This window comes from Paenibacillus sp. P13VS (assembly GCF_015143645.1).
Taxonomy (GTDB): Bacteria; Bacillota; Bacilli; order Paenibacillales; family Paenibacillaceae; genus Paenibacillus; species Paenibacillus xylanilyticus_A.
Map to the genome: position 1 here is coordinate 384,799 of NZ_WYEV01000004.1, position 26,584 is coordinate 411,382.

Consider the following 26,584-nt stretch of genomic DNA (forward strand, 5'->3'; position numbering starts at 1 on the left):
TGATTTTAACGTAATCCATCAGACAATACAAAAGCCAGCTCGAATCCATATTCGAACTGGCTTTTTCCCGGATTGGTGTAGCTGAAATGGTCAGCCTGGCTAATATCAGGTAAAAAAGTAGGTCAATGAAAGAATCGAGCGCATTCCTTCATTTATTTCACCATCTTTGGATCAAGGGTATCACGCAATCCATCCCCGAGCAGGTTGAAGCCGAGTACCGTCAGCATGATGGAAAGGCCGGGAAAGATAAGCGTCCACGGCGCCTTCTGCAAAAACTGACGTGAATCCGATAGCATTTTCCCCCATTCCGGGTCAGGCGGCTGTGCACCCATGCCGAGGAACCCCAGTGCGGCCGCCTCAATAGTGGCTGTCCCGATGCCCAGTGTTCCCTGAACAATCAGCGGGGTAAGACTGTTCGGCAGGATATGGCGAAACAGAATACGCATATTATTTGCGCCCAGTGTGCGGGCAGATGTAATGAATTCCTCCTGTCTCAAGCTAAGTACACGCGAACGCACCAATCGTCCGTAGGTCGGAATGTTGACGATAGCTATGGCGAGTAATGCATTTTGCAGCGAGGGACCAAGGATTGCCACAATGGCAATCGCGAGCAGGATGCCCGGAAAGGCCAGCAGAATATCGAATAGACGCGAGATGAGCATGTCTGCCCATTTTCCATAAAACCCGGCAACTAGTCCAAGCAATGCTCCCGCAATAATGGAACCGATCACCGAGAAGAACCCCACCCACAAGGAGATACGCGCTCCGTAAAGCACTCGGGAAAATACGTCACGCCCCAGATCGTCGGTACCAAACCAATGCTCTGCCGAAGGGGCCTGAAGCCGATCCGTCAGCACTTGTTCCTTGTAATCATAAGGAGAAATGTAAGGCGCAAGGAAGGCCAGCAGGATGAAAAACACAATAATGATCAGTCCGGCGAGCGCCAGCCGATTGCGGCGAAATGTTCTCCAGGCTTCCCGCCATGGACCGGATGCACCTGCCGATACTGCTTCTATGGATTGTCCGGTGTTGGTTGATAATTTGGCCATGCGGCGTCTCCCTTCTTTAGCTATGAATGAAAGATAAGAAGAATGATTCCAATAACACTTCGGACTACGATTGCTGAACCATCTTCCGATCGCTGTTATCCTCAGATTTGTTGATCCACTTTTTTTAAGGGTAAAAATCTGCTGATAAATGCGAACGCTTCGCTTCTACAGATTAGTTCTGCACTCTTCGTATCGTGTAATTTCTGATATCTATCTTATTTAAAAATTCATTCATCAAAACAAATGATGGAGTTCCTACTTATAGCTGATTCGTGGATCAAACACAGCATAGAGCAAGTCGACAATCAGGTTGATCAATACGAAAAAGAAGGCAACGATCAGAATGCCACTCTGAATGACCGGATAATCCCGCGAACTAATCGCTTCATATATATAGCGTCCCACACCAGGCCAAGCGAAGATTGTTTCAGTCAGTACCGCGCCGCCGAGCAAAGAGCCGGTTTGGATGCCGATAACGGTCAGGACCGGAATAAAGGCATTTTTGAGTGCATGTCCATATACGACAAAAAACGGACCGAGACCCTTCGCCTTTGCGGTGCGGATATAATCCGAACTCATGACCTCAAGCATGCTGGAGCGAGTCATCCGAGCAATAACAGCCATCGGAATTGTTCCAAGCGCAACACTTGGCAGGATGAGATGTTTGGTTACAGTCCACAGCTGGTCCCAACGCCCGGCAATCATCGTATCCAGAACATAGAGACCAGTGATGGCATCGACGGGATCACGTGCGTTCATTCGTCCAATGGACGGCAGCCAGTGCAGCTTGTTGGCAAACAGCCATTGTTCCATCAGACCAAGCCAGAAGATTGGCATTGATACACCAACCAAAGCAATGACCATACAGCAGTAGTCGAACCAGGAGTTATGCTTCCATGCGCTGACGATCCCCGCATTAACACCAATAATGACGGCAAATAGCATACTTGCCATCGTCAATTCGAGCGTCGCTGTCAGGTAAGGTACGATTTCCTGGGCAATAGGCACCTTGGTGCGAATGGATGTGCCCAAGTCTCCTTGGAGCAAATCGCCAAGATAAGCGAAATACTGCTGGAACCACGGTTTATCCAGTCCGAGCTGGTCCCGAAGGGCTTGCTTGGACTGTTCGGTTGCCTTTTGCCCAAGTATCGTCTCCGCCGGGTCGCCCGGGATGGCATGAATGATGGAAAAGACGATCAGGGTCATGCCGAGCAGTACGGGCAGCAGCACGAGTATGCGTTTGACAATATAACTGTTCAATCCCTATTCACCTGCCTTTGACGTATCTTGCAACATGCAATTATAAAAGCGCTGGCAGACAAGAATGCTTTAGATTGTTATGACCAGATGTGGATTCTCTTCTAAGCATTGCGTGTTCACCAGCGCCTTGAAAGATGAAACGAAAAATAATGATGATTTTAGATCACATAGATCCGTTATTCAAAATAAGCATTTGCATAGGATTCGCTGCCCAGTGGGGAAGGCACAAAACCTTTCAGGTTTGCTTTGCCTGCCAGAATAGGTGTCGTGTGCACAAGTGGAATCCACGGTGCATCTTCCTTGATAATGACTTGAGCCTGTTTGTACAGCTCGGCGCGTTTGTCCTGATCCGTTTCTTTCTGCGCTTCGGTCAGCAGAACATGCAGCTCTTCGTTTACATAGAAGCTGCGGTTGTTGCCCGGGATGGCGTCTTTATCCAGCAGTGTGTACAGGAAGTTATCCGGGTCGCCGTTATCTCCGGTCCAGCCGAGCATGTAGATGTCGTCCTTCTCTCCGGCTTTTGCATCATCGAGATAAGTCGCCCACTCCGGCGATTCGATGTTGACGGTCACTCCGATTTTCTCAAAATCAGCTTGGATCGCTTCGGCCACCTTCTTGCCGTCAGGCATGTAAGGACGGGACACCGGCATGGCGTAGAACGTCACCGGGTCTGGCAATCCATCCGGGAAGCCGGCTTCGGCCAGCAATGCTTTTGCTTTTTCCAGATCATACGGGTAGTCCTCAATGGCGTCGTTGTAACCCCACAGGGTTGGCGGCATCGGGTTCACCGCAGGCTGGGCCTGTCCGGCAAAGAACGCATCGATAATGCCCTGCTTGTTCACCGCATGGTTAAGGGCTTGTCTTACTTTTACATCGTCAAAGGGTTTCTTCTTGAAGTTAAAGCCGATATACGCCACGTTGAACGGTGGACGCTCGATCTTCTGCAGCTCACTGTTGCCTTCGAGAATGGACAGATCATCCGGGTTCAAGTCCTCCATGACATCAATCTCGCCATTTTGCAGGGCATTGAAGCGTGCCGTGTTGTCCGGAATCGAACGAACAATGACTTTGTTCAGCTTCGGTAAGCCTTCTTTCCAGTAATTCGGATTTTTCTCCAGGGTGATGGAGTCGTTCCGCTTCCACTCTACGAATACAAATGGACCTGTGCCCACGGGTTCGCTTTTGAAATTCTCTTTTTTCTCCTGAATGGCTGTTGGACTGGCAATACCGAATGGGGTCATCGCGATATTTTGCAGGAAAGGCGCCTGCGGCTGGTTCAGCGTGAACTCTACAGTCGTCTCGTCAATCGCCTTCACTTCCTTGATGACACGGCCGTCCTCTGGCCCAAACATGGAATCGTAATAGTCGAAGGAATCCCCTTCAAATTTATATTCACTCGCCGGATCACTCCAACGGTTGAAGTTAAACACAACAGCATCGGCATTGAAATCTGTTCCATCATGGAACTTCACACCAGACTTCAGCTTAAACGTGTACTTCAGGCCATCCGCCGAAATCTCCCAGCTCTCTGCCAGACCAGGAACGACCTCCGTCTCGCCTTCCTTGTAATCCAGCAATGAATCGAAGACCTGGTGCCCAATCTTCAGCGACTCCCCGTCTGTTACAATCGCAGGGTCCAATGCCACCGAATCCCCGCCGCGGCCCATGATCATCGTATCTTGCGCTTCCGTTACTTCGGCTGGCGGCTCACTGCCTTCCGCCGGAGCAGGCGAATTTCCAGCTCCCTCATTGCTGGAGCAGCCGGACAACACCAAGACGGTGCTCAAAGCCAGAGTCACAAAACCGGACATCCATTTCTTTCTCATTCGCATACGTACAACACCCTTCCCTGTCTCATAATGTGTGTAATGCTCGCGTGAAAAACTTCAATGATAGCCATTGGTTCGGTGCTTGCTTGTATCAATGAAAGGCTTTAGGTGCCTGTGATACCTGTAATTACGATCGTATTAGGATAAGAGTGGATTACTATTCGTTTTTACGGTTTTATGGACCCAGATAGAATTTATGTGAATTTAAAATAATACCTTATAGAAAAGAAGTTAGTTCGGCTCAGTTGCGCAATATTTGAACTTAGGTCAATTAGCAACAGCATTCTACTTTTTGGATGGAAATGAAAATTGTTAGAAGACAAAAAAGACAAGAGAATTGCATCACGACATGGTGGTAGAACATCGCTCGTTTTAGATACATATCGTTTGTTTGCTCATGAAGTTTGGCATTGACCATTGGAAGGATTAGGCAGCATCTAACAATCGTTAAAAGCTAAATGGATGTAGAACGTCGTCGTTCTCATGAAAGTAGTTGTATGAAGCTGGCGTGTATGAGTGTGTATGTTCGAAGATGCAGGGATTGGACAACAGGGAGACATTACAATAACTTATCATGTTAAGGCTCTGTCATGGTGAGGAGATTTATGTAAATAAACAGTGGTTGAAAACAATTTTGTGTAACTTACTTTACATCACATTCATCAATTAGACAAGAGTTTTGCGGACATAAGTCTTCAACTTTATTCGTACGTTAATTTTAATTACATAAAACACAAAAAAGGAACACCATTCGACATGATAATGCCGATGTGTCCCCTCTTAATCCCGCTCTGGCAACTTCCAATATAGCTTTATTATGTCGGTGTTAACTCACTTCTTAAACAAACCTCTGCGATACATGACCGTAATAAAACGGTAAAAATCATAACTCGCCCCATTTTCGATGCTGAACAGCGGATTTTTGGTGTCATACGCCAGGGCCGCATCCACGGCTGCTTTAGCCCACACCGGAACTTCCATCTGCTGACGTGCCTGCAGTTTATCTACCTGCGCCTTCAGCGCATCAAACGCTGCTTTCTCTTCGGCTGTCATCGGTTCGCCCCCTTTCGGTGGTTCGGTCGGTTTCACAGGCTCGAATGGTTCAGGCGGCTTCGGCGTGGCTGCTGCATATCTGGCCCGCAGCTCCGCTGCCGATCCTTCGAACTCATTCATGTCCACGTTGCCGCTAATTCCATTCACTTTGCCCGAATCCGTGTACTGCCAGAACGTCCAACGTTTCCAGGCAGGCTGGTCATCCGGCACACGTGTGCTGCTGTACCGCGCAACCCACAGATCGTACGTGCCAAGTGAAGGTTCAAAATTGCTGGCAAATGAATTGCCCGTATATATGATTGGTTTTACACCTGTGAGACGCTGCAGTTCGGTTAAAAAGGCTTTGGCTACCGTGTTGATCTGGGCTTTGCTCAGATTACCCGGGTTGTTCTCATAGTCCATAACAGGTGGCAGCTGCAGCGCCTTCGCGCCTCCGACTTTATTTAGCGTACTCGCATAATGCGCCGCTTCGGCCTTGGCCCCATCCGTGGACGTTGCCCGGAAGAAGTGGTACGTTCCGACCAGCATGCCTGCCGTCAGTGCGCCGCTTACATTTTTCTGAAAGTTCGGATCGGTATACGTCTGCCCCTCGGTTGCCTTGATGAACACAAACGTCATGCCGCTTGCCTTCACTTTGGCCCAGTCGATATTGCCCTGGTAGCGAGAGACGTCAATGCCCTGCGTGTTGCCTGAGCTTCTGGTTTGCATGTTTCTCACACCCTTTATGCGGCAATTGCCGTTTGTATATAGTTAATGCCAAGGATCCTGGGATTGCTTGTGTGCGTGTCCCTTGTTGATGGTAAAAGCCAAGTAGCCAAGTTCAGTTGATTATATATTAACCCACCAAGGAAAACATACTAAGTCGGCACGTGACCGTTCCAGATCCGGATCGTCCTTCCGATCGCTGTTGTCTCCAAATTTTCTTGATTTATTTTCTCAAAGGTTTGAAATTCGGAGACAAAGGCGACCGCTATCGCTTCTTCAGAATCGATTCCGTCTCTTCCACTACCTGTTGCCATTAGCACATACTTTTGACTCAGAAGCGCTCTGTCTGTTGTCACAGAGTACATTGGAATGAATGTTGAATCCTTACTTCGTGTCATCCCTAATCTGTTCATCCACGTCCTTATGATCTGATGGTGCAATAGATTCTCTGGAATTGGGAGTATAGTTACCGGGAATCCCCCCGTCCCCTCCCTTGCCCTTGAGCACTTCAATGGCCTGCCGGATCGCAGGTGGAATCGGTGCTCCCAGTTTGCCCCCATTTTCAATAATGGATAACAGCTCATTCGCGATATAAAAAAAGGCGACCGCATCCCTGAACAAATGTCCGTCTCCCAGAACACCGTCCACCAGATGAGCCACCGATACCATTGCAAATATAAATACCTTTCGCGCGATGCCAAACATCCCGACATTGCTTTCGAGCTTGCCACTCGCCCCCGCTGCCGCGATACCGGTTAGGTAGTCGAGGATGACGAAAACGAGCAATACCCCAAGCACGCCTGACCAGCCGCCGAAGAAGTAGGTTGCTGAGCTGCTTAACAGGGCGATAAAAGACTTCCATATAGTGTCCCATTTTTCCATGCTTTCACCTCCTTAAACAAGGATTACGAGCTTTCGTTCACTCCATTACAAAAATTCACTTCCGAACATATTAAGTCCCTCAAATTCTATTGTGCAGTACCATACCATATGTCTTTTTTTCACATACATCAGAGATATACAGGGGGTTACAGTGACATCCTGTAACCCACGTGTTGTAAATCAAAAGGGGATTTATAGAGAGAGGTGTGATGTTGTGGGCAGATACTGTATATACGCACACTCATTGTTGTCATCCTTATCTCATTCACCTAAACGGATACAATATTCCCATAAAAACTATAGTTGCAGTTGGATGTCCCCGTTCCCGCTACCATTAACCCTATCCGAATTTGCATTGTAGTATTAGCATTGAAATTTGCAGGCTTTTCATTAGTGTAGTGCTGGTAAGTAAGGCTGCCCGTCAATTTTTGAGAACGAGAAACCCCTGCAACCAAATCTAACTGAGCAGAGTGTAACTTGGTTGAGTTTAATTCACCGTTGCCGCTATAAGCAGCCACGGTAAAAGCCCACATAACCCCGTTTCCATCCATCAAAACCAAGGCTACTCGCTTATTGTTGTCTGTATTGGTAGCGTAAAAAAAATCCGAACTGGCTTGTATTGATATAAGTTTTGTCCCTGCCGGGATTGTCGCCACCACTGGACCGTATGCACCCACAGGTCCGCCAGGCAATGATAAACCTCCCGCTGGTAATGATATCGGTAAATATTGATAATAACCTTGTTCGATCCCGTTTATTTTTGATACCAGTGTTGCCCATGGATCGGATGTGGATGCACTGCCACCCTTGGCGTTAATGGCACCCACTATGCCATTCTTAGCATCAACGCCAGATTGAAAAACATCAAGGCTCCAAGGTTGCCAAATATTATTTTCCCGCGTCCTCTGGTAAAGAGTCTGAGTGCCACCGTTAAGCCGACTTGCCCTTTGAATTACATAACCCGATCCATTTGAATGACACTGTACATCAATGTACCACCATTCATCTACATTCGCTGGGATTGGAGCATTAGTTAAACTATTTCCGTTATATTGACCATTGGCCACCAATGAGTTAAGGTCTGTACCGGAAACCAACTGACTTTTACCATCATCAGCCGTAAGTTTATGTTTCTGCCATGTCTTTGTATCAATATAAGATTTAGCATTTGCTGTCGCATCTGTAGTAGCTACATTAATAGCCGCCACCCTCGCATCCCTTACCGCCCTCTCCGTCGCTGCCACCGTCTCCGACGTCCCATCCGTCTTGCTCGATAACTGCACCTTCCCCTTCTGCGTCAAAGACGCATCGGGAATATCCATCTTGCTCACCGCTTCACGAAGCGTATCCAAATCGCCCAGTGTCGCGACACCTGCATCTATCTTTTCAAAAATCCCATTAATACTCTCCCGGTTTACGTTCTCGTTGCCCAAGGGGAGAGGCAATTTCAGTCGATCCGTTTCTTGTGGCATTACGCCCACACCTCCAGTTCATTCCACGTCAGGGACGCGGCATCAAGTTCATCCCAAGTTACCTGTTTTCCATCCATGTCGTCCCACACCAGATAGCGATACTCATACTCCACGGCCATGTGGGCCGGTTTTAGTTCATCAATCGCACGTTTAAGATCATCAATATTTGGCGGGATACCCATCGTATCCACAAAGCTCACCGTAAAACTCCACGCCTCCGGTTGAAACGTGACATCCACCTTGCCTCCGGCATACGCCTCAGCTACATTCGCCACCAGTCTTCCGGAAAATGTCCCGGCACCGCGCAGCTTTGACTCCACCACGGCACGTCGTTGCTCCACGGGTTTGAGTCGATCCGTCTCAAGGCCAAGTTCCTGCTCCCAGAAATCCAATCCCCACGTCGCCGTACGGACGAAAAATTGATCCAATGTCTCATCCAGCGCCTGATACAGCAGATCCATCTCGGTACCTTTGGACTGCATATCCGCCTGCATAACGCGCGAAGTCTCATAATAACTCGGCAAATACGAGAACAGTTCTTTCCCCTTCGGGCTTGAGATTGTAGAATCCACAACCCCCGGCGGACTACTCATGGACATCCACCGTCCCCAGCACCGCCACCTGACTCGCAGTCATCTCAATATTTTGGTCGCTCACACCGTTTACGGTCAGCTCCGAATAGTCGATGATGGGCGGAATGTCCAGCAAAATCGCAGCAATGCGGGTGTATCGCACGAGCGGATCATCAAATGCCAACTGTTTCAGATATGCAGTTACCCCGCGTTCGATTAATGCTCGGACATCCGCCAAGGTTGCATCACTGGCCAGCGTCAGCTTCACCTCAATGTTCATGGGCACTTCCTCGGCTGGCATGACCGACACCACCGGACCTGCCGGTGCAACGCCTTCACCTTGACCATCCTGCGTCGGGTCCACATACTTCTGCACGGCCGCCACCAGATCGCTGCCTGCCGCACGTTTGTCCGTATCCAGCAGATACAATCCTACCGTGCCCGGACCCTTCCATAACGGAATTACACGTGTTGCGCCAACACCAGGCACTTCACTGGCCCATTGCACATACTGTGCCTTGTTGCCGCTTGTCCCCTGGTTGCGGACTTTGGCATAAAAGCGTTCCAGCAGCGCCGTGTCCGCCTCAATATCCGCACCGCCTTTGATAACGTCCGTGTTCACCACAGACGTCACGCCACTTACCGGTGTAGACAGCACGGTCACAGTGCCAGTCGGCACATTGCTTTCTTTTCCGGCAACGAGCGCTCGCACACCAACTACTCCGAATCCATCTTCTCCAAGCTCTACGCTCCCAACAGTCTCGTATTCCAGCGAAGCTTCACCAGATACTTCATCCGCGAGCGTCGCTACAACTGTACCAGCCGGCACCGCTTTCCCCGGTGTACCCGTGAACCTCACCGTGCCTTGTGCCGCCACCGCGGCCCGCCGCGTAATACCATGCTCTCCCGCACGCAGATCCAGCTCTTCCGAACGAAAATTCGGGTCACTGCTCGCAGCTGTACTGGCAAAACCACGCCGAAGCAGCTCCTGCGCCCACAGCGCCGCCTCAGACAGCATAAACGCAACCGGAGCTTCCGCGTCCCACAGAAACGATCCCTCCGACTTATCCAGATCCGCGGGTAGACGATCCAGCATGCGCTGCATAATCTGTTCCTCCGTCTGGTCCTCCAAATAACGCGGAATCTCAGCCATCCCGTCAGATCACCTCACTTTCTAGAATAAACATCTCTTCCTGTACACTCGCCACCCGGCACGAGAACATGCACTGCTCTAGGTTCCAATCAAACGTGAACTGGTCTACCGAATCCGTGCGTGGATCAGCCAGCAGCGTCTCCGTCACCATCCGGGTAATCTCACTTTCCATCACACCCCGGCTGTCACCCTGACCCACCAGCTCTTCCAGCTCCGAGCCATAGTTCCGGGAGTAAATTACATTTCTGTACCGCGGCGTCTTCACCGCCTTGATGCACCACTGCACCCAGGCTTCCTGCGGACCTGCCGCAGCCACTTTGCCACTTGGGGTCAGTACAAAATCCCCTGCATCATAATCGAATCGCCAGCTCCGCCCAAAGCGAACCTCTTCCGAAGCCGCACCCGACAGGTCCTCTTCATCTCCCCAGACCACACCCGTTTCCGGGAACAAACTAGGCATTCGCACTCACCACCTTACACAGCACCACAATGTCGTTACCACCATTTACCCGCATCGCCAGCACACGGTCCCCAGCCTTCAACCCTTTCCCCAGAGACCATACCGCTTCTTCCACTTCCTCTTCTTGCAAAAGAAACCTTCCCGTGCCCGTCGTTCCGCCATTCGCCACGTCAGGTATCCCGGAGATCGCGCCAACAGCCTCGCGCTCCGGCAACCCAAGCGTGCCCGGCAGCTCGGCCACGAGATAGTCCTGCACTTCGTGCTTGAAATCATCCAGCTTCACGCCGGACGAAGTCATCGTACCCAGCACCGCGCCCATGCCGCTCACGGCCTGACGGGTATGCGTACTCATCGCGCCCCGCATGACTTCGGCAAAATGCCCATACGGATCTTCCTTATTCAAGGTAATACCTCCTTTTCACCAGCTCCGCCGTGCCCAGCTCCAGCGTCATCGTACCTGGCCCAGCCGATAGGTCTCGACTGACGGACATGACGATCAGCTTCAGGCCTTTGAGCAGCACCGCATCGCCGGCGCGAATCGTGTTGACATCTGGCGCGGAAACGGTAAAGGTCTCCTGGATGCCTGTCAGCCGACTCTTCGCAAGCTTCTTGGCAGCCGCCGCCGTTTTGACCTGATCGTCCTCGATCAGCTTTTGCAAGGTGCCCAGTTCCTCCACACCATCCTGCTCAATCGCCAGCACTTTCGATGGCACTTCCTTGCCGCTGCTGGATTCCGATGCAGCCATGACTTTAACTTTGGTGACTGCCCCTTCCAGCGTACGCATCTGGGACAGATCGATCAGCCGATCCAGCTCGTACACCTTCACATTGCTGCCTACCTTGAACAGCTGCAGCCCGCCAGGCGTCATCCGGGGATGATACATGTCTCCGCCAGACTTGGCCGTTTCCTTCAGGTCCGCAAACATCATCGAAAAGATCGTCTGCGATCGATACACCGCTTTGCCCAGCTTTGTTTTGGTGTCTGGCAGTGTTCCGTATGGAATCTTCCACTCTTTGGCGTACGTTTCGAGCCGCTGCGTGGCGGTTTGGTCTTTGGGCAGAAGGAACTCATCTTCCGATTTTTCCAGATAGATCATCCGGTCGTACACCGTGAGAGACAGCCGCTTGGTGCCGCTGTTCGAGCTTTCCACCTCCCAGATGACCGCAGGATGCAGCAGATGAACCATCGATTTTTCGCCAAAAGGAACCCCGCTGATCCGCACTGCCATCCCCGGTGATATCGCAGGCAAACCTGAAGATGCCGACACCGCCAGACGGATGCTCGCCTGATAGGCAATCTGATCGAGCGAGTCCTTCAGCGTAATCGTCTCCACCAGCTTGGTAAGGTCATATTTGTCGTCCACAATAACCTTGTAGGTCATGGCATCACCAGCTTTTGTCCGGGCTTGATCCGGTTCGGATCACTGCCGATGGTTTTCACATTGAGCTTGTAGATCTCGTTCCATTTGGAACTGCTGCCCAGCTCAAGCTTTGCAATTTTGGACAGAGAATCGCCAGATTTGACGGTGTAGGTCTTGCTGCTCTTTTTCAGATCGGTACGAGAACCCGACTTGCTTCCTGATGTTGCCGCCCCAACCTTCTCCACTTTCGAATCCCGCCAGGTACGCAGTGTAATATCAAAATAAATGTCCCCACTCTCACCGCCCCGGAAGGTCGTATTGTGCGAGATCAGATACACCGGCACATTGACCCCTGTGTTGGAAATGATGAAACGAAGTGGTTTTTTGGATACGAGAAACGTATTCAGTATATTCATCGCCACCCGCGGATCAGGTACCGGTTCGTACATGCAGTAGGACGCGTCATATACTTTTGGAAAAAAAGAAGAGAAGGTGATCTCCTTCACCTTCTCTCCCTGTGCAAAATCAAACTCGCCATACTCCAGCATATTGATCGTTTCATACCCTTTGGACCTTGATATCGTGAGCTCCTCTGGCTTCACCGGAAATCTGAACGATGTTGTTCCATCCTTCAGGGTGAATTCCATTCGGATTCCTTCCACATTGTCTTTAATTACACTCATAACAGGCCTCCTTTCTGCTTAGGCCATAATGGTTTTACGGTTTTCCATCGCGCGGCGGAACTCTCCCGAAATTCGCTGTCCAACTTGATGTGTGATCGCATCGTAGTCGATGGCATTTTCACGGACAGTCACCTGCACAGCCCCTTGAGGCACGTTGACGGCGATCTGGTTGGTCGTTTCGGTTTTAAAATCCTTAAGGTAACCGGCCAGACTGCTCATCTGGTCTTCTGATATTTGTACCGACATCGTAGACGATTTGCCATTCGTCTGGGCTCCATTGCCGATCGCCATCGCTTGGGAGTGCATCACACTTGTTCCCATAAGAGCAGCAGTCGTGGATTGACCGCCCATGCTGTTTGCATAAGCCATAGGCCCAGTTATGGTAAGCGCAGATGGAATATAAGCCGGAGGCATCGAGGGACCAGTGGGTACTGGAGTTGGGTTAGCAACGGTTGTAGATGAGACGATCTTTTCTTCTTTTTTGGAACCAAAGCCAAAGAAATTGGATATACCACTCACCATGCTCTTCGTTTTTTCAGAAACAAAATCCGCTGCAGTCGACAACGCTTTACCTGCACCTTCCGTAGCGTTGGACATAAAGTTTCCAATATCTTTGGCCTTATCCCCGATCCAGCCTCCCGCGGAACTGCCGGCCCATCCACCTAATGCACCCCCAATATACGTGCCGATACCAGGCAAAATAAAACTGCCAATGGCGCTACCAATCGCGGTACCAGCAGTTCCACCGATCATGGATCCGACTGCTCTGCCTCGTTCCTCAGGAGGAGCAGTGGCAACATTGGCTACATCGGCAAGCATGCTAATGGGTCCAAGAAGTTTACCCGCTCCCTTTGCGAGTCCCCCGCTCAGTTTGCTGAACATACCATTGCCCGAAGACATATTGGACATTGGCGAACCTGAGGGAGCATTTGCGCTAAATCCGAATCGATTCGGATTCAGTTTTTGATCAAAGTCCACTTTCAGCTTCTTCTGTTCAGCATCAGAGATGTTGGTTATGATTTTTTTCGCAGGATCAGAAGCAGGCGTTTTTGCAGTTCCAGTCGCACGTTCTTGGTAGGACTTGGAACCGCTCTTGTAAGGACCTTTTTTTCCTCCCTCTGTTGCGGCTACAGTTTTAGCACTCCCACCACTTGCACTTTTGGTTTTGCCACCTTTAGCTCCGCCTTTTGAAAGTCTTCCTACAAGGCTTCCGCCAGAGCAGCAGCAACATTGTGAAGTATTGCTTGAACTTGATTTCCCTTTAGATTTTTCATAGAAGAACTTAACACCTTTCCCAAACTTTCCGAGTAAGTCTGTTGCATTATTTAATGGATCAAGAAAATCATTACTTTTTTGTGCCATTTCCCGTATCCAACTAATTTCTTCTTCCTTCGGCGCGTTCTTTATCGTATTATTATTGCTCCCAATGTTCAGAGACAGCGAAGGCCCGCTCGATGCTGGACTCAGCTTCCCCATCGCCACTTCAACCTTCTGCTTCACCTCCACCGACACCGTTCCCGAAGCCTTCACCATCTGGTTACGGAAACTATTCAGTTTCGCGATTGCACGGTCCAATGCCGGACTTAATTGATCATCCAGCCCAATCTTCGGTGTGATTCGCAGCCTGCTTAACCGAACAGCCGTACTATAGATGCTTTCCAGCCTGCGTCCGGTTGTTCTCAGTTCATTGTTTACCTTGATTAGACTCTGATACCGTACCCTGCCCAGACGTTCAGTCGAACGCTGGATCTGATCCAGATAACGGATGGTTGTACGCATTTCCGCGTTGGATTTGGATAAACCTACAATCATTTCTGCCATTCCTTTCACCTCCTCTCCAAGCTAATTATCGATTCATTTGCGAAGTCAGTGCTGCCATCTCCTCTTCCGAAAAAGCAAGCAGCAGCGAGCGTTCCCCTCGCGGCAAAGACCAAAACTCTCCGGGACGAAGATGGTGACGAACCCACATGTGATACAGGAACGTGGTCATCCCGCCGGAGTGTATCAGTTTTTTAGGTCTTCAATCTCCACACCGAAGCCGGATAGCTCCAGCACCTTGTCGCCTACAGCATCCAGTTCACCCGCAAGCAGCATGCGGCGAACCGCCTGTTCTCCACCGGACAGCTTCATACGGCCTGTGATACGGTTATCTCCCCATCCGGACAGTTCCAGACCGCGGACATTCATTTTCACCGTGGCTTCGGAGATCAGCAGTGCGTTAAAGGTTTCGGTATCTACCTTCTCTTCCGTACGTCCTTTTGTCGTTTTGCGGATCGTACAGCGTTCGCGAATCTGATCCACTTTGGAGGAGGTCAGTCCACGCAGGGTCAACATCAGTTCCAGGCGCTGAATGCGCACATTCTCTTCCGGCAAACGTTCTGCTGCTTCAAACAGCTGATCCAGAATCTGTTCTTCGGACATGTTTTCATTCATACTCATAGGGCGCAATCTCCTTCTCATTTCACAATTGGATAACTCATCTCAACAATTAGGGACAACAAATAGACCGAGATTCCTCAGCCTGCATGTGTGCCCCTATCTTGTTAAGTCATTTTCAATTCATCTCTTGATAGTTTTTTTATTTAGGAAACTCCTAATACGTGGTTCCGTTCGTTGATAATGTTGACTGTGTCCAGAACGCCACCTTGACTTGCTACCAACTCAACGCCACGAACAGTTTGTTTTGTGGTATCACGGATAATGTTATCTACAACAATGATTCCTGTAGCAATTGTGCCTGCACCATGAGCTTGTACAAGTACACCAGAGATTCCTGAATCAATAATCAGGTTACCTTGAACGATAACATCAACGCGATTACCGAAAAGCTTCACGCCTTCATTCTTAGCGGAAATAATTTTATTGTTTGCGATGATAGCTCTGGAGTGTGGGTACAATCCTTCTTTCGATGGAGTCGCGAGGGAATCATACCACCCAGAGAACTTAAAAGTATTGAACTGAGCATCAAATGTTCCTTCAATGAAATTCTCTCCACAGTATTCGATCAAGGTATGCGTGATTCTTACATCCTCAGGTCTACCTTTGGGATTACGGATAAAGATTCCGTTTGTTGCCAATCCATTGCCTGTCTGATTGAGTTCACCTGTACGACGAATCGTACATCTGAAGATAATAATGTTGTTGATGACATCTGTTACATCTGTGGAACTAGTCCCTGCAAATGTTTGGATTCCACGATATTTGGTGTCCTCAATCAACGTGTGTTCGACTGCAACAGTATTAGCTTTTTGAACCATGATACCTGACTGGCCATATGTCCGAGAAATAACACTGTTTGTGATCAGAACGTTTTTGGCATGTTGTACATAGATACCCATGCCTTCTGTCTCAATCTTCGTTGTATTGATACCAATGTTATTGATCTTACAAGAATCAATCTTGATATTTGTAGAGTAATTCACCTGGTTACTGAACTGAATAGCATTTTGATTGATATCTTGGAGATTACAACGAATGATCTCAATATTATTTACTCCAAACAGCGTAATACCATGACCTTCACTTAGTTGAATGCCGTTTGGTGTTTTACCTGCAATGGTCAAACCAATAATGCGAATACCATGAGCTTCAAGGTTGAGTGCACCTTTGGAGAACAACGTTGCACCTTCACCATTGATCGTTTTAAGTTTTGTAATTGCTTTTGGGAATCTTACACGGTAAGCTCCTGGTGGGAGAAACACTTGTACTGCGGGGTCATTCATCAGCGCATCAAAAGCTTCAGTCCAATCCCATTCAGATCTTGGATCTGTACGGTTAGACACCAAATCGATATATTTCTCGATAGACACATGCACGTTTTCCATATTAAAAACCTCCATTTTTTGTTTGTTTTTCTATGCAAATTCTGCTGGTCTGACCCTGATGTCCTTGTTACGGAATGTATTGAAGCATAACCCTTTACAGTTTCTCCCCATCCCAGAGTTTTCCCAAAACATTAATATTAACGATACCTTGAACACCTGACGTATTCTTTAAACTATTAATAAAACCGCATCTACTCAATTACCTACTGTTTCACAATGCAACAATCGGATTCAACAGTTCAAATCCTTCAAACGTAAAGCCTGTTTCCTCCGGTACTTCCTCACCCGCTGTCCAGTTTGCAAGCTGGATTTTGTCCACCATGCAGCCTTTCAGCAGAACACTCTCATGTCCATACGACTCCGGATCGTCCAGCTTCGAGATGATTTGGAACTTGGTGAAGCCGCGCTGGATCATGTCGGAAGTAACCTTGTAACCTGTCATTGTGCCTGTTCCTTTTTTCGCGCCATTTTTGTGAACTTTCCAGTCATTTCCGACCAGATTCAGCTCACGTTTTTCAATTTCCACACTGGCTTCCAGCTTGTTAATATTTGTCTGCCACACCCCATCCATATGCAGCTGACCATGGGTACCGAGAATAACTCTTGATGCATCCAACATGTAAAATTCCTCCTTGGGATCTTTTCGAATGAAAAAACAAATTCAACTCATAACTAAACTAAGCTAAGCTCTCGCCCTGCTCTTCTACACGACTTATTGCATGTAAAATGTACCAAACAACTGCTCCATCACATCGGTTAGCTTCACATTCCACTGCAGGAATACCTGATCTGCCTCCGGTTTCAGGATCGGGGCTGCGCCATAATAGGCTGGGTCGAGAATGACATCATACCCCTCAGCCTCAATCACATTGCTCTGTGCGAGCAGCGCAAGATAAGCCTTCATTGCACCGATCAGTGCCTGGCGACCCTCTTCGGTATTGTTGACTTTCCCGATATACGTATCTTCCGCAGAACGCTGCAAGTCTGTGCTAATCGCATCCATCACACGAATGGAACGGATTTTTTTCCATGCGTTATTTTGTCCGGCAGCAGGAGTCACGAGTGTATTTACACCGCGAAGCGCCTTCACCTGGCGGCCATCATGGAAGAATATAAATACGCCATTCTGTACTGCCTGCTCCTGTTCCGCACGAGTCCAGCGGCGTGTGACATCATCGAACGGTGAAGGAGCGTACGTTGTCGATTCATTCAGACGTTGTCCAGCGATGAGACCGGCGACATAAGCGGATGTTTCCGCTGAACTGTAGTACGCATCCCCCAGACGCACACCGGTACCGACATTGATCACACCTTCGTGATTCAAAGTCAGTGAACGGGCGGCCGCTTTCTGTGCAGCCGTTGCTGACGTATCCTCTGCGATGGAACCGCCAAATACAGCCATCACCGGTTTCCCCTCGCTGCGTACACGTTTCACCCACGCCGCAAAGCTTGCCAGCAAAGGCGCATCTGCCGCATGATCCAGTGCCAATACGTCGAATTGCTCGCCTTCCAGTGCACCCTGAACCGCAATATATTCCGCGTTGGTCAGGTCATCGTTACCGCTCGCACCACCTTTGAAAGCCGCACCCGACACGGTCGCAACCACACCCGTACCATCGCCAATCGCTTGAGCCGTTACCCACTCATTGCGCTCGTCCTCATTCATCTGTTTGGCTAGAGATGCTGCCGAGATATCCGCGGTAAGGAGTGCATACAACATCCGATTTCCTTCAAACAGGCGCACTTCATGCTTCGTATTATCAATTACACCCGGCTGAATGGTGACATAGAATCCGTTTGCACGATCTCCCGCATACTTGGCATCCAGCTGTAATACGTCCGCATCGCTGCTGTCCTTCAACGTTAGACTGGCTGCTTCTGCCGTGGCGCCTGCTACCCGATAGGCGAGCAGTTTCTTCGGACCACCCAGAAGAGCAAGCTTCAAAGAAGTATAGGCTGTCCCATTATCCAGCGCATGTGCAGAATAAATACGTTCAATCGCCGCTTCGCTTCCGACTTCCACAAAGGTTCCCACCGGACCCCAGTTCGCCTTGACCGGAACGACAACCGTTCCCCGATTACCTGCTTGAATGGCTGAAGATGCTGCCGCCTGAAAATTCATATATAAGCCCGGAAGGACCGGACGATTCGTTTGCTCCCATGTTCCGCCTGCCATTATCCCTTCACCTTCGCTTTCATAAATTGGTTGATTCTTACTTGCGTTTCCTCAATGGAAAACGTCTGCTGCGCTGCTTCGTACAGCGCACCATGCAGCACCTCTGCCTTAACGGCAAAGAGGGCTTCCGCATGATTCATCAGTTCCACCCGCGTATATTGCGGGTCAGGCTGTTTACTTTTTTTTACGGTGCTTGCCATTGCCATTCACCTCATCTTCGAATTACGGATACTTTTCCACCCTAGAGACGGTTCCTTGCCATTCAAGACTAATCGATTCCCTTACTGTGATGAATCTCGCGGATCAACGGTACATCCGTCGCCGGACGACGGGATCGCTGCTGCAGGGTCAGACGAATCTGCCCGTTCAGGTAAGCATCTGCCTGCAAATCAGCTGAAACCTCCTCCACCGTCAGGTACCGGGTATCCTCTGCATTTGCCAGAGCAATACGGGTCTGTACAGCCAGTTGCTCGACCAGACTTGTAACGGTATGACGGGTGACCCCTTCACCTGCAGCAACAACATGTCCCGTCCACTGCTTTCGCATCTCCAGCGCCGAAGTGCCTGCAGCAGCTGAGCTGTAACCCGTCAATCGCCACAGCACGGAAGGTGTCTCATATCCTCCGGGCCAGACGTCGCCATACACGGACCATTCGGAACCAAGCGCTGACTGTGTCCAGTCCTGAAGGGCAGCCATCCATGAATCCGATGTACCTGAAGCAGTATGGTTATTGGTGGATTCAGGAATATACATCCCGAACCGCAAACTTCGCGTCAGCATGCCTGATCCGGCGTCCACCCGGTCATAGTCGGATGATCCGAAATAGATGCAGGTAAACGCTGCACCCTTCTCGTCCTCCAGCCGTACCTGATGAAGTCCCTTTACCAGCTCCGCGGACCACATTTCCAGCCGTTCTGCTCCACCATCTTCCGGGCGAACGTACGGAGAGATTTTAATAATTCGTCGGTACCCTGCCCAAGCAGACTTGGGTATTTCTTCGGCAAAAGCAACGACCGCACAAGGCCCTGTCAGAACCTCACCCTGTGCAGGGACATCCAGCACCCGGCCTTCCCATGCCGGAACGAGTGCTGCAAGCTTTTGCTTCAGCGTCTGTCTCACCGCCACACTCATTTGGTTTGCCCCTATAGCTGTAACGTTTGTTTCATTTTGCATAGACACATTCATTTCGCCCCCTTCAGCTGCACTCTTGTCATCTGTTCGCATGATGCAGCAGCCATGCGGCAGCCTAAGACTCCCCCTTGTTCTCAGTGACTGAGTATATGATAACTACCGAGATCAATGCCGGACACGAGTCACCGCATCAAAAAGACCGGCCTCTTGGCCGGTCTGTACATAAGCGTATGAGCTTTCGGTGTGTGTCCGTTTGCGATTGATCCGATAATACAATCTTACACCCTTTTCTCCCTAGCGCGGACGGCGAATCGGATGACTTCCGTGTGGTTTAGGGAGTGTCTGGGGCGGAAAAAAGACGAGTCCACGTTTCTCACAATATAAGATGAACTGAAACATTTACACGAGAACGAAGAGTGCAGAATCAGTCTGGAGAAGCAGAGCGGTCGCGTTTATCACTGGATTTTTCCCTTTAGAGAAGGGAATCACAAAAAGCCGGGGATAACAGTGATCGTAAGATGGTTCTGCAATCGTAGTGGTCTAGTGTAAAGTTTATAGGTTCACATTATTTCAACGTAACCTGCGGACTCAATGTAATTTCAAATGCACGTCCCCAGATGAAATCCGGATTGGCATAGTCGAGTACAGCATGGCAATATTTCGCATACAACACATCGCAGTTGCGGATTTGGTTGATCGCCACGTTACCTTGAGCAAAGGCCGTTTTGCTTGCGAGACCCGCGGTGTACGTCTGCATCAGATCCCGAAGCAGCGTCTGCAGGTGTGCATAATCTTCCTCGGCATTGAACAGCACCATATTCTGGTCCGCAAGGGTAGCCACATTGGTATAGAGCGCGTGAGCTCTGGAGTACGTGCGGATATCCGCGATCGCTACAGCTTTATAGTAGTAATCTTTCAGGAACCGTTTGAACAGCAATGATCCATGCGCATCAACAGCTTCGTGAAGAGCAGAAGCGCGTTTTTCTGTGGTGACAAAAGCATATCGGGATTGTCCCATGCCTACCGCAAGGCCAATCTTGTTCCCCGGTGTATTCCAGGCGCTGCAACCAAGTACCCGGCCGGTATATGGACTGTTCAGCAGTGCTTCCGCTACATCCACATTCGCTGGTCCTTTTCCGACAAAATCAATCAGCACCGCCGGCAATCCTTGCTCACTAATGCTCGTCAGCCGTTCAACCGCGGCTTGGACCTGATCCAGCGCCGTAATCGCAATAATCTCGATATCCACACCTGGTTTTGGTCCCGGCTTTCCTGAGGGCCCGTTGGTCATGCTATCCACTTCCGAGGACATGTCAAGCGAAGTGGTTCCCTCAGCATCTCCTGGGTAAGCCGCATCCGATACCAGCACCCCGCCTACAATATCAATATGGCGAGCTACATTCTCGTGAACGTCCATATATTCATAGGTATTAATAATTGTGGAACCATGAGGGCCATAATAATTTACAGCGTAACGTGTTTTCGCGCCGCCTCGCAGCAGCTGATTCGCCATCCGCGCCACAAGGGCATGACCGAGACCGTCCGCATCCGGAAGGATGATGGCCCGTTCGGGATTTTGTCCGTCAGTTCCCCCCAGCCATTCGTTAATTCGTGCTTCAACATAGTTAATCTCGTTAATCTGAACCCCCTGTGTATTCGCATCGTCGACACCTACAGCGAGGAAATCAATGTACCCTTTGCGGGCTAGCTGATCCAGAATGTACAGGTTTGTTTTGAACTTGTGCTGTCTGGTGTTGTAGTATTGCTCTTTATTGAAAAAGGTCGTTTCACCATACTCCACACCATCTGGCGACAGGTTGTAGCCGTTAATAATGTCCTCAAACTCGGTATAAGCCTGACGCGGCTGCTGCATGAGTGCACGGGATTCGTTGTAGGCGTCGAGCGCAAGACCGTCTGCAAATGAAGTGGTCGCCAGACGCATGACCGTATCCATGACATACACCGGTTTACGCGGATATTTCTCCTTGATCACTTGAATCACATTGAGCAGACGCGTCGTTTCTTCATCGTAGTTCGGGTATGCGTCTCCTCCGTCTTCCCGAAGCTGACGACTGCCAATCAGACCGCCGTAGGCCAGCATATCAGATGAGATAATGAATCCATCGACTTGGGCAGCATGCTGCAGAATAAACGTATAAATGTTGGTCGGGATACCATACGTAGGTGCAGATGTGCCGAGCAGTGTTGTGCCTTCTGTCGTTTTTTCCGAATCGAGACGGTTTTGAATATCACCCAGGTTCGGCGTAACGATATGGATGCCTGCTGCCTTCCCTTGAACAATGACGTCATCCAAGTTAGCCGGGCGGTCATCCAGCGGAACATACAATACGGTTTTCATATCATGTAACCTCCTGTTTATTGAATTCTGTCTTACATAAGTACCCGATTAGAGCAAGCTCACCATCACCGCATCAAAAAACCGGCCCCCAGGCCGGCTGTACATTAGCGTATGTGCTATCGGCTGTGTCCCTTGCTGCTAATCCGATAATACAATCTTACACCCTTTTTCCGGCTCTGCTGACGGTGAAAGGTACGGTTTCCGTCTGATTGTCGTTGCCCTCCGGGAGGTAAAAAGTCGGTTCCAGGTAATCTCTGTTACGATCGTCAAACATTATGCTTATATTGTACGTTTAATATATATAAACAAGACTGTATAAAGGATGGATATCATGAAAACATCGGATTGGTTCTATTTGTGGATAGCCATACCCTGTTATATGGCAGGACCCGTTATGTACACCATGACGATGTATATTCTCTACCAGGATACGAACGTATTAACTGTCCCCCTTCTTGGATGGACTGCTGCAACATTTTCGTCCGTTGTTATACTGTTTTATCTGCTTACAGTTATCTTTTTACGTGTACTAAAGATCTATTTCTTTTGGCTGCAAACCCTGTTCTATATGCTCTTATCCCTTATCCCCGTGAATATGACTACGGTTCTTATGGGTTCAGGAACTTCCCGGCTGCCAGGACTTTCTTTTCCGTTTACACCTGAAGGCATCCCATTACTAGTGTTCTGGGAAAGTATCGCAGTTATGAGTTCCTGGGGTGTCTGGGCTGCTCACAAACCTTCCATTAAACCTCCCTTCCTAGTCTTCTCCGGTGTCCTTCTTATCCTGTTTATCCTTGAATTCTAGCCTCGTTAAAACAAAAAAAGAGCACCGCCATTTCAGGCAGTGCTCTTCATCATTTATATGTTTGCCATCGCATAACATGTACTCTTAAATGCCCTGAGCGATTGCCTTAACATTTAATTCTTAAGCAATAATATACCGGAAATTCTCCCAGCTCTCCGGGAACGAATGACCGTTTCTAGTATGATGATAAAAGCTGAACGGAAATTTGAACACATGGCCTGCGTTCCAATCGCGGGATCGACGGTCGGTTAGCCAGTATTCCAGCTCGTGCGGCAGAGCCGTCGAACGTTCGGCAGGAACCAGCGGCAGCACGTCGACTGGAGATTGCAATGTCCACTGTCCATCTTCACGTACCGCTTCCCGGCTCAATCGAAGGGCCTTTATCATCGTCAGGAACGGTGGAATTCCTTTGTGAAACAGTGCCGGATAACCCAGCTCATGCAAGATATTGAGTGCATGGCCGTAGGTCAGCATATGACCGATCAGATCATGATGGGACTCGGCCTGATAGATCGCTGGGAACGCTCCCAGCTCATCCAGAATCAACCGGGACAGCTGCTCCGGTCCGTCAATTCGAGGAAAATTATCCGTATCATCTATCTGCAGACTGCGGATTTCCTTAACCGTTGTGTTCAGCCACGATCTTCCCGGTATGGTCTTCTCAAACGAATCGATCAGCTCCACCATCCGTTCGATATCCTGCTCAGTGCCCCAGCCATCCAGCTCGCGAATGGCTTTCAGCGTAAGCGCACCATAGATTGCCTGGTGTCCAACCCAGTGAAGTTCTCCAATCGTACGATCCAGCGCTTCTGTGATCCGCGCCTCGGCTTCTTCCCGTTCGAGTATTTCATCACGGGCCGATTGTTGCTCCTGATCCACTCCATGCTTGCGAAGCATGGCTTTCGCCTCAGCGGTAACACTGCCCGCCGCAAGGGAAGACAGACGATTTTCCCGAACCCAGAAATAAGCGGCAATCGCTCCTGCTCCATAGTGGGCATGCCACAGGTCACCTGTACGCTCCCGACTCGAAACGATGACCCTCAGACCCTCTTCCAACAAACGTCGATCCATAACGTCATCACTCCTTCACCGAATTTAAATTCATTACACCATGTTTACATTGTGTTTACTTCTATAAAATGAATCAAATCGTGCATATATGCCCGTTTCGCTTCCCAGTTTCAATCATTTACCCAAACTGTAGTCTGCCGACACCTTGTACGACAACTTCGAGCGGGAATCGTTGTGCTTTTTGCTCCGAAAAGAACCAGATCCGTTCCTTTTTCACCACAATAAACAGACCACTCACATCTCCTACCTGGGCAAAGGTTTCACTTATCGCTCTCCATCGGTTTAAGCCCATTCGCTCCAATTCTCCCACCGTGGACAATACATCTTCTGTTACAAGCCCTACTTCGCACACTTGCAGCAGATCCTCCGCGGAGAAAGGACGTTCACTCTTATGATGAGTATTGTGATGAGCAATCAGTTCCAGAATGTTACCAGCGGGATCCTCGAAATAGAGCGAATGGGAATTCCAGTTCTCTGAAAAGGTTTCATCCTCTCCGTCCTGCGTACTGAGCTCTACGCGTGCCGCTGCCCAGGCTTTGGCCTCCTGAAAACGATTCTTCGGAATCATCCAGGCAAAATGATAGAAGGGCTCATGTTCCGTCTCGCTCTGGACAAATATCATTCTTGTGCAGCCGATCTGCAGTGTGAATGAGGTATCGGAGACAGCATCCACCTTCAGTCCGAGCGTATCCCTATAGAACGGTTTAATCTCAGCCAAACGAGATGTGTGCAGCTTCACTTCTTCAAATAGCATATGACTGCCTCCTCTCCATCACGCCCGTCCGTGCATCTTCTCCCATGTGCTCCATGGCACCATACCCAGCTCCGGCTTCGCTTCATCCGGAAGCATGGATATGAATTCAAGAGAATGGCCATCCGGGTCCTTGAAATATACCGATACAGCCGGCATCCAGCCGAATACATACAGCTCACCGATATCATCATCAAGGAAGTTGTGCGTTGGAATTCCCTTCCCCTCCAGATAGGTGACAGCATGCTTCATGTCCTCCAGCGATACATGAAAGGCAAAATGCTGCCGCTGCACCTGCTCCGGTTCTTTTTCCCACAGCCCCAGCATCGCATTCCCCGCTCCACCAATCCAGTAAAATGAGTTACCGCGATCCTTCTGCCCATAAGCATGCGGCAAACCGACAATCTGTTCATAGAAATGATGTGATCTCTCCAGATTCGTTACATTCAAATGGGTTTCAAATATGCCTTTAATCATGTTCATAACCTCTTTCTCAGCTTTCGGATGATTTCCGCGCAGATGTTAATATCTGGGCCAGGCTCAGGAACGAACCAATCACTCGCTGAATTCGCTCCTCAATGTCCTGGCTGCCTTCATATTCCTCATATCCGTCAAAGGTTGCTTCAAACCGCCTCCGCTGCGCACCCCCAATGGAGATCCACTCTTGTGCATTAATCCCATGCAGATTGCGAACGATGGCCTGCAGCTGCAAAAGAGAACTAACCCCCACCACTCCTCCCGCAGAGCTGATCGACAAGACCGGTTTGCCGCTAAAGTGTGCCTGGCTCAGATGATCCAGCGCATTTTTGAGCACCCCGCTGATGCTGCCGTGATACTCTGGCGTGGATAAAATAATGGCGTCCGCCGCGAGCATGCGCGAGTTGAGTTCTGCCAGGTTGTGATCCTCTGCCTGCTTCTCATCCGGTGCGTAGAATGGAACGGGTGTCTGATACAGATCAAACAGGCTCGCCTCATGACCCTGGTTGCGCATGACTTCGACCGCATATTCCCCCAAACGTGTACTGGTTGCATTCTTTCGGTTGCTTCCTGCCAATACGATAATCTTCATCTATGTCACACTCCTGCCTCTTTTTGGTTTGTATTCCATGATCAACCTTCATTTCTTCTGTCTCTATCTTACCTTGCTTCTTCTTCCAGTTCGTCAGCAGATAGACTTAACTTGCAGCACAAAAAAACTCAACCTTTCGGTTGAGTTTCTACGACTTTAGGCTGAGAAGGGGATCGAATCCATCAGACCCAGCCGTTCTTCACGGCATGGATGGCTGCTTGCGTACGATCGGCCAATCCCAATTTATCCAGCAGATGACTGACATGTGTTTTTACCGTTTTCTCTGTTATTACGAGCTGAACCGCAATCTCCTTGTTGCTGAGTCCCTGTGCAATAAGGGCCAATACCTCTTGCTCGCGGCGGGTCAGCGCATCCAGACTCGGTGAAGTTTCTTCCACTCGCAAAGGCTGCTTAAGCTTCTCATAATCCTGAACTTTCCCGTATGCTGCTGAATCTGTGCGTACCGTATCCTGCGCTTCTAACTGTATCTCAGATGAAGCCATTACATGCATTAACTGACCAGCCGCGGCAGGATGAAGCTGGGCCTGTCCTGCATGCACATTCCTTATCGCAACGGCAAGATCCTCGGGTTCAATATCCTTCATCAGATACCCTTTGACCCCAGCCCGCACGGCAGGAATAACGTGATCCTGATCCGAAAACGACGTGAGCACAATCACGCGAATTCCAGGCAAAATCGTGCGTAGGCGTCTGGCGGTTTCAATCCCGTCCAGCACAGGCATATGCAGATCCATGAGCACCACATCGGGCTGCAGCTTCTCTGCCTGTTCAATCGCCTCCTGCCCATTGGAGGCTTCGCCCACCACTTTCATATCTGTCTGCGTGGACAAAAACACGTGCAGTCCGCGTCTAACCATGGCATGATCATCTGCGAGCAAAATTGTAATCGGCATGTTG

Annotated in this window: 28 protein-coding genes; 1 reads left to right on the top strand and 27 read right to left on the bottom strand. The window is 49.6% G+C overall.

All coding sequences use genetic code 11. The features are described 5' to 3' along the window. Positions 1-152 precede the first annotated feature (152 nt). The 22 genes from nikC to GUA98_RS11635 form a co-directional block, all read right to left on the bottom strand. The gene (nikC, locus tag GUA98_RS11535; protein ID WP_193723093.1) at positions 153-1,049 is read right to left on the bottom strand and encodes a nickel transporter permease; all 897 of its coding nucleotides are present in this window, start codon (positions 1,047-1,049) and stop codon (positions 153-155) included. Positions 1,050-1,304: 255 nt separating this feature from the next. Further along, positions 1,305-2,309 (bottom strand): ABC transporter permease, encoded by a 1,005-nt coding sequence (locus tag GUA98_RS11540; protein ID WP_095360724.1) that lies wholly within the window; start codon positions 2,307-2,309, stop codon positions 1,305-1,307. A gap of 176 nt (positions 2,310-2,485) precedes the next feature. After that, complete coding sequence (locus GUA98_RS11545; RefSeq protein WP_153980581.1) at positions 2,486-4,135, bottom strand: ABC transporter substrate-binding protein; 1,650 nt, start codon at positions 4,133-4,135, stop codon at positions 2,486-2,488. An 834-nt stretch (positions 4,136-4,969) separates the two neighbouring features. Next, positions 4,970-5,899 (bottom strand): glycoside hydrolase family 25 protein, encoded by a 930-nt coding sequence (locus GUA98_RS11550; protein ID WP_193723094.1) that lies wholly within the window; start codon positions 5,897-5,899, stop codon positions 4,970-4,972. Positions 5,900-6,048: 149 nt separating this feature from the next. Further along, positions 6,049-6,252, bottom strand: a complete 204-nt coding sequence (locus GUA98_RS11555; RefSeq protein WP_227779586.1) for a hypothetical protein — start codon at positions 6,250-6,252, stop codon at positions 6,049-6,051. A gap of 28 nt (positions 6,253-6,280) precedes the next feature. Next, the gene (locus GUA98_RS11560) at positions 6,281-6,778 is read right to left on the bottom strand and encodes a holin family protein (RefSeq protein ID WP_153977262.1); all 498 of its coding nucleotides are present in this window, start codon (positions 6,776-6,778) and stop codon (positions 6,281-6,283) included. Positions 6,779-7,047: 269 nt separating this feature from the next. Continuing rightward, positions 7,048-8,250, bottom strand: coding sequence for a tail fiber protein (locus GUA98_RS11565; RefSeq protein ID WP_153977261.1), 1,203 nt, complete (start codon positions 8,248-8,250; stop codon positions 7,048-7,050). Next, positions 8,250-8,843, bottom strand: a complete 594-nt coding sequence (locus GUA98_RS11570) for a YmfQ family protein (protein ID WP_193723095.1) — start codon at positions 8,841-8,843, stop codon at positions 8,250-8,252. The genes GUA98_RS11565 and GUA98_RS11570 overlap by 1 nt, the downstream gene beginning before the upstream one ends. Then, a complete protein-coding gene (locus GUA98_RS11575; RefSeq protein ID WP_153977259.1) occupies positions 8,836-9,975 on the bottom strand; it encodes a baseplate J/gp47 family protein in 1,140 nt (379 codons plus the stop codon). Before GUA98_RS11575 ends, GUA98_RS11570 begins: the two co-directional genes overlap by 8 nt. A gap of 4 nt (positions 9,976-9,979) precedes the next feature. Further along, positions 9,980-10,435 (bottom strand): DUF2634 domain-containing protein, encoded by a 456-nt coding sequence (locus tag GUA98_RS11580; RefSeq protein WP_153977258.1) that lies wholly within the window; start codon positions 10,433-10,435, stop codon positions 9,980-9,982. After that, positions 10,428-10,838: a hypothetical protein gene (locus GUA98_RS11585; RefSeq protein WP_095288944.1), complete on the bottom strand. Its 411-nt coding sequence runs from the start codon at positions 10,836-10,838 to the stop codon at positions 10,428-10,430. Before GUA98_RS11585 ends, GUA98_RS11580 begins: the two co-directional genes overlap by 8 nt. Continuing rightward, the gene (locus GUA98_RS11590) at positions 10,831-11,817 is read right to left on the bottom strand and encodes a phage portal protein (RefSeq protein ID WP_193723096.1); all 987 of its coding nucleotides are present in this window, start codon (positions 11,815-11,817) and stop codon (positions 10,831-10,833) included. The genes GUA98_RS11585 and GUA98_RS11590 overlap by 8 nt, the downstream gene beginning before the upstream one ends. Then, positions 11,814-12,443 carry a LysM peptidoglycan-binding domain-containing protein gene (locus GUA98_RS11595; RefSeq protein ID WP_193723422.1) on the bottom strand — a complete coding sequence of 210 codons (630 nt, stop codon included), beginning with the start codon at positions 12,441-12,443 and terminating at the stop codon, positions 11,814-11,816. The genes GUA98_RS11590 and GUA98_RS11595 overlap by 4 nt, the downstream gene beginning before the upstream one ends. 54 nt (positions 12,444-12,497) lie before the next feature. Further along, positions 12,498-14,300 carry a hypothetical protein gene (locus GUA98_RS11600; RefSeq protein WP_193723097.1) on the bottom strand — a complete coding sequence of 601 codons (1,803 nt, stop codon included), beginning with the start codon at positions 14,298-14,300 and terminating at the stop codon, positions 12,498-12,500. Positions 14,301-14,325: 25 nt separating this feature from the next. Then, positions 14,326-14,448 carry a hypothetical protein gene (locus GUA98_RS29965; RefSeq protein ID WP_265333588.1) on the bottom strand — a complete coding sequence of 41 codons (123 nt, stop codon included), beginning with the start codon at positions 14,446-14,448 and terminating at the stop codon, positions 14,326-14,328. A 35-nt stretch (positions 14,449-14,483) separates the two neighbouring features. Then, positions 14,484-14,918 (bottom strand): phage tail assembly chaperone, encoded by a 435-nt coding sequence (locus tag GUA98_RS11605; protein ID WP_193723098.1) that lies wholly within the window; start codon positions 14,916-14,918, stop codon positions 14,484-14,486. Between the two features lie 143 nt (positions 14,919-15,061). Beyond that, positions 15,062-16,303 carry a right-handed parallel beta-helix repeat-containing protein gene (locus tag GUA98_RS11610; protein ID WP_193723099.1) on the bottom strand — a complete coding sequence of 414 codons (1,242 nt, stop codon included), beginning with the start codon at positions 16,301-16,303 and terminating at the stop codon, positions 15,062-15,064. 211 nt (positions 16,304-16,514) lie between these two features. Next, the gene (locus tag GUA98_RS11615) at positions 16,515-16,922 is read right to left on the bottom strand and encodes a phage tail tube protein (protein WP_110821452.1); all 408 of its coding nucleotides are present in this window, start codon (positions 16,920-16,922) and stop codon (positions 16,515-16,517) included. Between the two features lie 93 nt (positions 16,923-17,015). Then, complete coding sequence (locus GUA98_RS11620) at positions 17,016-18,479, bottom strand: phage tail sheath family protein (RefSeq protein WP_193723100.1); 1,464 nt, start codon at positions 18,477-18,479, stop codon at positions 17,016-17,018. Further along, positions 18,479-18,679: a hypothetical protein gene (locus tag GUA98_RS11625; RefSeq protein WP_193723101.1), complete on the bottom strand. Its 201-nt coding sequence runs from the start codon at positions 18,677-18,679 to the stop codon at positions 18,479-18,481. The genes GUA98_RS11620 and GUA98_RS11625 overlap by 1 nt, the downstream gene beginning before the upstream one ends. 68 nt (positions 18,680-18,747) lie before the next feature. Continuing rightward, positions 18,748-19,704: a hypothetical protein gene (locus GUA98_RS11630; protein WP_227779587.1), complete on the bottom strand. Its 957-nt coding sequence runs from the start codon at positions 19,702-19,704 to the stop codon at positions 18,748-18,750. Between the two features lie 472 nt (positions 19,705-20,176). Then, the gene (locus GUA98_RS11635; protein WP_193723103.1) at positions 20,177-21,970 is read right to left on the bottom strand and encodes a DUF4127 family protein; all 1,794 of its coding nucleotides are present in this window, start codon (positions 21,968-21,970) and stop codon (positions 20,177-20,179) included. Positions 21,971-22,301: 331 nt separating this feature from the next. Here GUA98_RS11635 and GUA98_RS11640 point away from each other — a divergent pair, with 331 nt between their 5' ends. Further along, positions 22,302-22,775 (top strand): hypothetical protein, encoded by a 474-nt coding sequence (locus GUA98_RS11640; RefSeq protein ID WP_193723104.1) that lies wholly within the window; start codon positions 22,302-22,304, stop codon positions 22,773-22,775. Between the two features lie 120 nt (positions 22,776-22,895). Here the strand turns inward: GUA98_RS11640 and GUA98_RS11645 are convergent, their stop codons facing one another. From GUA98_RS11645 to GUA98_RS11665, 5 genes are all read right to left on the bottom strand, one after another. After that, entirely contained in the window at positions 22,896-23,846 is a 951-nt protein-coding gene (locus tag GUA98_RS11645) for a hypothetical protein (RefSeq protein ID WP_193723105.1), read from the bottom strand. Positions 23,847-23,964: 118 nt separating this feature from the next. Next, a complete protein-coding gene (locus GUA98_RS11650; protein ID WP_193723106.1) occupies positions 23,965-24,600 on the bottom strand; it encodes a VOC family protein in 636 nt (211 codons plus the stop codon). A gap of 18 nt (positions 24,601-24,618) precedes the next feature. Continuing rightward, positions 24,619-25,074, bottom strand: a complete 456-nt coding sequence (locus tag GUA98_RS11655) for a VOC family protein (protein WP_193723107.1) — start codon at positions 25,072-25,074, stop codon at positions 24,619-24,621. 16 nt (positions 25,075-25,090) lie between these two features. Next, the gene (locus GUA98_RS11660; protein WP_193723108.1) at positions 25,091-25,666 is read right to left on the bottom strand and encodes an NADPH-dependent FMN reductase; all 576 of its coding nucleotides are present in this window, start codon (positions 25,664-25,666) and stop codon (positions 25,091-25,093) included. A gap of 182 nt (positions 25,667-25,848) precedes the next feature. Then, positions 25,849-26,580, bottom strand: a complete 732-nt coding sequence (locus GUA98_RS11665; protein WP_227779588.1) for a response regulator — start codon at positions 26,578-26,580, stop codon at positions 25,849-25,851. Positions 26,581-26,584 lie beyond the last annotated feature (4 nt).

Coding starts and splice junctions, on each gene's coding strand:
- GUA98_RS11565 (WP_153977261.1), bottom strand. CDS start 8,250: ATGCCACAAGAAACGGATCGACTGAAATTGCCTCTCCCCTTGGGCAAC.
- GUA98_RS11665 (WP_227779588.1), bottom strand. CDS start 26,580: ATGCCGATTACAATTTTGCTCGCAGATGATCATGCCATGGTTAGACGC.
- GUA98_RS11575 (WP_153977259.1), bottom strand. CDS start 9,975: ATGGCTGAGATTCCGCGTTATTTGGAGGACCAGACGGAGGAACAGATT.
- GUA98_RS11545 (WP_153980581.1), bottom strand. CDS start 4,135: ATGAGAAAGAAATGGATGTCCGGTTTTGTGACTCTGGCTTTGAGCACC.
- GUA98_RS11625 (WP_193723101.1), bottom strand. CDS start 18,679: ATGGCAAGCACCGTAAAAAAAAGTAAACAGCCTGACCCGCAATATACG.
- GUA98_RS11550 (WP_193723094.1), bottom strand. CDS start 5,899: ATGCAAACCAGAAGCTCAGGCAACACGCAGGGCATTGACGTCTCTCGC.
- GUA98_RS11560 (WP_153977262.1), bottom strand. CDS start 6,778: ATGGAAAAATGGGACACTATATGGAAGTCTTTTATCGCCCTGTTAAGC.
- GUA98_RS11610 (WP_193723099.1), bottom strand. CDS start 16,303: ATGGAAAACGTGCATGTGTCTATCGAGAAATATATCGATTTGGTGTCT.
- GUA98_RS11590 (WP_193723096.1), bottom strand. CDS start 11,817: ATGACCTACAAGGTTATTGTGGACGACAAATATGACCTTACCAAGCTG.
- GUA98_RS11640 (WP_193723104.1), top strand. CDS start 22,302: ATGAAAACATCGGATTGGTTCTATTTGTGGATAGCCATACCCTGTTAT.
- GUA98_RS11645 (WP_193723105.1), bottom strand. CDS start 23,846: ATGGATCGACGTTTGTTGGAAGAGGGTCTGAGGGTCATCGTTTCGAGT.
- GUA98_RS11605 (WP_193723098.1), bottom strand. CDS start 14,918: ATGAGTATGAATGAAAACATGTCCGAAGAACAGATTCTGGATCAGCTG.
- GUA98_RS11595 (WP_193723422.1), bottom strand. CDS start 12,443: ATGGAATTCACCCTGAAGGATGGAACAACATCGTTCAGATTTCCGGTG.
- GUA98_RS11580 (WP_153977258.1), bottom strand. CDS start 10,435: ATGCCTAGTTTGTTCCCGGAAACGGGTGTGGTCTGGGGAGATGAAGAG.
- GUA98_RS11635 (WP_193723103.1), bottom strand. CDS start 21,970: ATGAAAACCGTATTGTATGTTCCGCTGGATGACCGCCCGGCTAACTTG.
- GUA98_RS11570 (WP_193723095.1), bottom strand. CDS start 8,843: ATGAGTAGTCCGCCGGGGGTTGTGGATTCTACAATCTCAAGCCCGAAG.
- GUA98_RS11615 (WP_110821452.1), bottom strand. CDS start 16,922: ATGTTGGATGCATCAAGAGTTATTCTCGGTACCCATGGTCAGCTGCAT.
- GUA98_RS29965 (WP_265333588.1), bottom strand. CDS start 14,448: ATGTGGGTTCGTCACCATCTTCGTCCCGGAGAGTTTTGGTCTTTGCCG.
- GUA98_RS11600 (WP_193723097.1), bottom strand. CDS start 14,300: ATGGCAGAAATGATTGTAGGTTTATCCAAATCCAACGCGGAAATGCGT.
- GUA98_RS11630 (WP_227779587.1), bottom strand. CDS start 19,704: ATGCGAACAGATGACAAGAGTGCAGCTGAAGGGGGCGAAATGAATGTG.
- GUA98_RS11655 (WP_193723107.1), bottom strand. CDS start 25,074: ATGATTAAAGGCATATTTGAAACCCATTTGAATGTAACGAATCTGGAG.
- GUA98_RS11650 (WP_193723106.1), bottom strand. CDS start 24,600: ATGCTATTTGAAGAAGTGAAGCTGCACACATCTCGTTTGGCTGAGATT.
- nikC (WP_193723093.1), bottom strand. CDS start 1,049: ATGGCCAAATTATCAACCAACACCGGACAATCCATAGAAGCAGTATCG.
- GUA98_RS11620 (WP_193723100.1), bottom strand. CDS start 18,479: ATGGCAGGCGGAACATGGGAGCAAACGAATCGTCCGGTCCTTCCGGGC.
- GUA98_RS11660 (WP_193723108.1), bottom strand. CDS start 25,666: ATGAAGATTATCGTATTGGCAGGAAGCAACCGAAAGAATGCAACCAGT.